The organism is Cryobacterium sp. Sr8, from assembly GCF_004403225.1.
Classification (GTDB): Bacteria; Actinomycetota; Actinomycetes; order Actinomycetales; family Microbacteriaceae; genus Cryobacterium; species Cryobacterium psychrotolerans.
On the sequence record NZ_SOHO01000019.1, the window covers coordinates 1 to 4,180 of the forward strand.

Sequence of the window (4,180 nt, forward strand, 5' to 3'; positions counted from 1 at the left end):
CGCGCGCGACCAAGAACACCCGCACCAGCCGGCACCGTCGGAATCAACATCCCCGACACAGCCGTCACAAACTAACCCGAGTGGCTCCACTCAGCTTGACATCGCGCGGTCGGCCGCAAAAGCGCGATCGGCCTGATCGCAGAGATCGGCGTGGACATGAGCGTGTTCCCCTCGGCCGCGCATCTTGCTTCCTGAACGGGCATTTATCCGGGCAACAACGCATCCGGTGGGAAGGCCCGCTCCGGGCGGGCCCGCCGCGGGCGGGCCCGCCGCGGGCCGGTCGCGTTGCGAACCGTGCTCACCGAGGCCGCACAAGCCGCGGCACGAACCAAGGGCATCTACCTCGCGGCTCACTTCCATGCGATCCGCGGCCGACGGGGAACGCTCAAAGCGATCGGGGCAACCCGGCACGACATCCTCGTCGCTTACTCACACATCGTCGGTGACAACGTTGACTACGCCGATCTCGGTGCCGATTGGCTCGTTCGACGTAAGAGCCCCGAACACCAAGTCGCCCTTCTTGTCCACCAGATCGAGAAACTCGGCGGAGAAGTCACGGCCACCATGCCAGCCGCATAAACCCACGGTTCCCGGGCTGCCCCGCACGGGATTCACACTTCAGCGGCCGCTTACTTCGCCCGGGAGCAGCGGTAGTGAGCAAGTACGAATTCATCGATTCCCAAAAAGCTGAGCCCGCCAATCTGAATTCGGTGGTGAAAATGTGCCGGTGGCTGGCCGTCTCGACGTCCGGCTTCTATCACTGGGCCACACGTCCGCAATCGGCCACCGCGGCCCGCCGGGAGGCGCTGATAGCAAGGGTCCAGTACTTCTTCGAGGAGTCCGAGGGCACCTACGGGTATCGGCGCATCCACGCCGATCTCGCCGAGNCCAGGGTCTGGTGGCCTGTCAGCCGCGCCCGTTCGGCATCACGACGGCCGCGGACGCCGAGGCTGCGGCGGGCATGCCTGACCTCGTGAAACGGGACTTCACCGCGGACCGGCCCGGGGTGAAGTTCGTCGGCGGCATCACCTACATCCACACGTGGCAGGGCTTCATCTACCTGGCCACCGTCATCGACTGTTACTCAAAGAAAGTCGTCGGCTGGTCCATCGCCGATCACATGCGCACCGAGCTCGTCGCGGACGCGCTCAGGAACGCGGCCGCGACGACCCTGATCGAGCCTGACGCGATCTGGCACTCCGATCGGGGCAGCGTGGACGAAATCACAAGCTCGAAGCGACGTCATCCGCTACATCGAGGGGTTTTACAACAGCCGGCACTCCGCGCTCGGTTGCCGGCGGCCTAACGAAGTCCACTATGGTTATCAACAGCCAGCTCTGGCAGCGTTGAAGAAACCACTGATTCCGCTGTCCGAAATCTCCGCGGCAGCCCAGAACCCGTACCAGGAACCACGCACGAAGAAACTTGTACCAAGTGGACAAGAGAACCGACGTGAACATGACCAGAACCACGATTCTCATTCTGACCCTGGATGATGAAACCTTCATGCTCAAACTGCTCGCCCGGATGCTGGCGAAACTGGGCTTCACCGAAGTGACGGCCTGCGATAACGGAGCGGAAGCGCTGGAACGTGTCGCCGCCCCGCTGCCGCCGGACCTGATCCTGCTCGACCTGAACATGCCGGGCATGGACGGAATCGAGTTCGTCCGCAAGCTGGTCGACCAAGGCTACACCGGCAGCGTCATCCTGGTCAGCGGCGAAGACGAACGCATTCTGAAGTCGACGGTGCACCTGATCCAGGCCCACCGGATCACGGTTCTGGGCCATTTGAGCAAGCCGGTCTCGCTGGCCAGGCTGGCCGCGATGACCGACCGGTGGAGGCCGGCCGAGGCGCCTCACGCGGCGAAGAAGACATACGGCGCGGCCGAACTGGGCGCCGCCATCGCCAACGGCGAACTGACCAACTACTACCAGCCCAAGGTCGATGTCGCCTCCGGAGACGTTGTCGGGGTCGAGACACTCGTGCGCTGGCGGCATCCGGTGGATGGACTCGTTTTCCCCGACCAGTTCATCGGGACCGCCGAGGAAGACGGCCTCATCGACGAGCTGACGCGGGTCGTGCTGACCGGCGCCCTGGACCAGGCGAGGGCCTGGCGCAGGGCCGGGCTGCACCTTCGAGTCGCGGTCAACCTCTCAATGGTTAGTTTCTCGTCGGTCGCCTTCGCGGATTTCGTGGCCGGGGCGGCGGCGGCCGCGGAAGTGGCGCCGCAGGACATCGTCCTGGAGCTGACGGAGAGCCGGCTGATGCTGGACCAGCGTGCGCCGCTGGAGATCCTCACCCGCCTGCGAATGAAACGGTTCCGGCTCTCGATCGATGACTTCGGCACCGGACACTCCTCGCTGAGCCAGCTCCGCGACTTCCCGTTCGACGAGCTCAAGATCGACCGTAGTTTCGTGCACGGCGCCTCGCGGGACACGACCTCACGCGCGATGTACGCGGCCAGCCTGAGCCTGGGCAAGCAGCTCGGCATGGAGGTCGTCGCCGAAGGCGTGGAGGATCGCGACGATTGGGACCTGGTCCGCAACACGAAATGCGACCTGGCGCAGGGTTACTTCATTGCCCGGCCGATGCCCGCAGCCGACCTCGCCGGCTGGATCCCGACCTGGCAGGAACGCGTGCGCGAATTCGCGGGCGACGTCTCCTAGCTAGGCACGCGGTCGACATCGGCTACCAGATACCAACGGCCGGCCTTCGCCAGAAGATCGTACGGGTCAACGGCGTGCCATGAGGCACCTCGTTCGGCACTTCTCCGATAATGAATCCGCAAACGCCTGCCCGACTGCAGGTTTCTGGCGAGTTCGGCGACGCCGGCGACGATTGGCATCGGGCTAAACCATGGAGTGTTGTCGACCACAATCAATTCGGACAACGGCAGTTCCGACTGGCAGCCCAGAGGGCGGCGGGATGCGATCTTCCTTTGGGCGCTGCGCGACAGCGAATCGATGCCAAGTTGGCGAGCTTGCCCAGGGTCCATACCCAGCAGCTTCAGCGCATCGACCTCAGTATGGTGAGTTTGGACACATCCAGCTGTGACCCTGGAAGCAGGACTACGCCTCCATATCGGCCTCGCTCGGCGAACACCGGCACATCTGCGTCCGCCAGAGCCATGACGTCGCGCAGTAACCGTCCGGACCGACACTCCTAACTCCTAACTCCTAACTCCTAACTCCTCTGGCAGCTCAAGCGCGGTCATGTGGTGGCGCGTCTGGAGCAGCAACATCATCGAAAGCAGGCGTTGGGACTTCATCTCACCAGTATTGACGGATACCAGACAAGATCTGTCATGTATTGATGAAAGGCTTGGCGTAGCCGAGAACGTCAACCAAGGAGATCCCATGGCAACGCCAAACCTGTTCCTCATCTATGTCACCGATGTCGAGCGCTCCACCCGCTTCTACAGCGATCTCTTCGAGATGGAACCTGTCACCGTTACCCCGCGTTATGTCCCGTTCGAGGTAGCCCCGGGCGTGCTCTTCGCCCTGTGGTCTGGCCGCGGCGACACAGTCACGACGGCGACGCTGCGAACCAGCGAGTTGGGGCTCATGCTGCCGGGGTCAGCATCCGGAGTCGATGACTGCTTCACCGCGTGGACGGCCAAGGGAGTCACTGTTATCGAAGAGCCGCACGAAGACGTCTTCGGGCGCACATTCGTGGTCGCCGACCCGGATGGCAACCTCATTCGTGTCTCCCCGATTGACTGAAACGGAGTACAAGGGCAGGCTCCATTGAGCAATTCTGCCCCTGGAAGGCTCGAAGACCTGACCGGACCGGTCACCCGGCCCGGAGCGGTTTCACGCGTGAAGTGTCGCCATCCCAACTATTGGCATGCTGGGTGACAGACGCCGCCTGTTCCGGAGGGATGTCCCGAAAGGGGGACGTTTTGCGGGGCCGGTGCCGCCGGCGCCGACTAAGGCCCCCACCTAGCGGGTCGCGGCTTCCTCGATCGTTTTCCACTCCACTCGTACGGCACGGATGGCGTCCTCCAGGGTCAGGCCGTTAAGCGAAGCAACGTAGGCGCGTGCCGCGTCGCGGGCTTGGGTGGGAAGCGGGTCGATCTGTTTGACTCTCGTGCCCGTTCGGTTCGATTCCAGTAGCCCGTCCGCCTCGAGTTCGGAGTAGGCCCGCGCGACGGTTCCGGCCGCAAGCCTCAGGTCGCCG

Annotated in this window: 6 protein-coding genes and 1 pseudogene; 5 read left to right on the forward strand and 2 right to left on the reverse strand. The window is 63.7% G+C overall.

Annotated elements, in window-relative coordinates; genetic code table 11:
• Positions 1-201: 201 nt before the first annotated feature.
• From E3T54_RS02200 to E3T54_RS02210, 4 genes are all read left to right on the forward strand, one after another.
• Positions 202-579, forward strand: a complete 378-nt coding sequence (locus E3T54_RS02200; RefSeq protein ID WP_255452808.1) for a transposase — start codon at positions 202-204, stop codon at positions 577-579.
• A 74-nt stretch (positions 580-653) separates the two neighbouring features.
• Positions 654-977, forward strand: coding sequence for an IS3 family transposase (locus tag E3T54_RS17515; RefSeq protein WP_370254650.1), 324 nt, complete (start codon positions 654-656; stop codon positions 975-977).
• Positions 962-1,306 (forward strand): DDE-type integrase/transposase/recombinase, encoded by a 345-nt coding sequence (locus E3T54_RS17520; RefSeq protein WP_370254652.1) that lies wholly within the window; start codon positions 962-964, stop codon positions 1,304-1,306. The genes E3T54_RS17515 and E3T54_RS17520 overlap by 16 nt, the downstream gene beginning before the upstream one ends.
• 152 nt (positions 1,307-1,458) lie before the next feature.
• Positions 1,459-2,667 (forward strand): EAL domain-containing protein, encoded by a 1,209-nt coding sequence (locus E3T54_RS02210; protein ID WP_134474376.1) that lies wholly within the window; start codon positions 1,459-1,461, stop codon positions 2,665-2,667.
• Here the strand turns inward: E3T54_RS02210 and E3T54_RS02215 are convergent.
• Positions 2,664-2,996 carry a WYL domain-containing protein gene (locus E3T54_RS02215; RefSeq protein ID WP_134474377.1) on the reverse strand — a complete coding sequence of 111 codons (333 nt, stop codon included), beginning with the start codon at positions 2,994-2,996 and terminating at the stop codon, positions 2,664-2,666. The two genes, E3T54_RS02210 and E3T54_RS02215, sit on opposite strands and share 4 nt — an antisense overlap.
• Before the next feature lie 361 nt (positions 2,997-3,357).
• Here E3T54_RS02215 and E3T54_RS02220 point away from each other — a divergent pair, with 361 nt between their 5' ends.
• On the forward strand, positions 3,358-3,723 hold the full coding sequence (locus E3T54_RS02220) for a VOC family protein (RefSeq protein WP_134474378.1): 366 nt from the start codon (positions 3,358-3,360) through the stop codon (positions 3,721-3,723).
• Between the two features lie 219 nt (positions 3,724-3,942).
• Here E3T54_RS02220 and E3T54_RS17035 read toward each other — a convergent pair.
• Positions 3,943-4,180 (reverse strand): annotated as a pseudogene (locus E3T54_RS17035) (GntR family transcriptional regulator); the annotation flags it as partial.

What these genes read in the sequence shown, in the direction of transcription:
- E3T54_RS02210 (WP_134474376.1), top strand. Translation starts at nt 1,459, where the DNA reads ATGACCAGAACCACGATTCTCATTCTGACCCTGGATGATGAAACCTTC.
- E3T54_RS17520 (WP_370254652.1), top strand. Translation starts at nt 962, where the DNA reads ATGCCTGACCTCGTGAAACGGGACTTCACCGCGGACCGGCCCGGGGTG.
- E3T54_RS02215 (WP_134474377.1), bottom strand. Translation starts at nt 2,996, where the DNA reads ATGGACCCTGGGCAAGCTCGCCAACTTGGCATCGATTCGCTGTCGCGC.
- E3T54_RS02220 (WP_134474378.1), top strand. Translation starts at nt 3,358, where the DNA reads ATGGCAACGCCAAACCTGTTCCTCATCTATGTCACCGATGTCGAGCGC.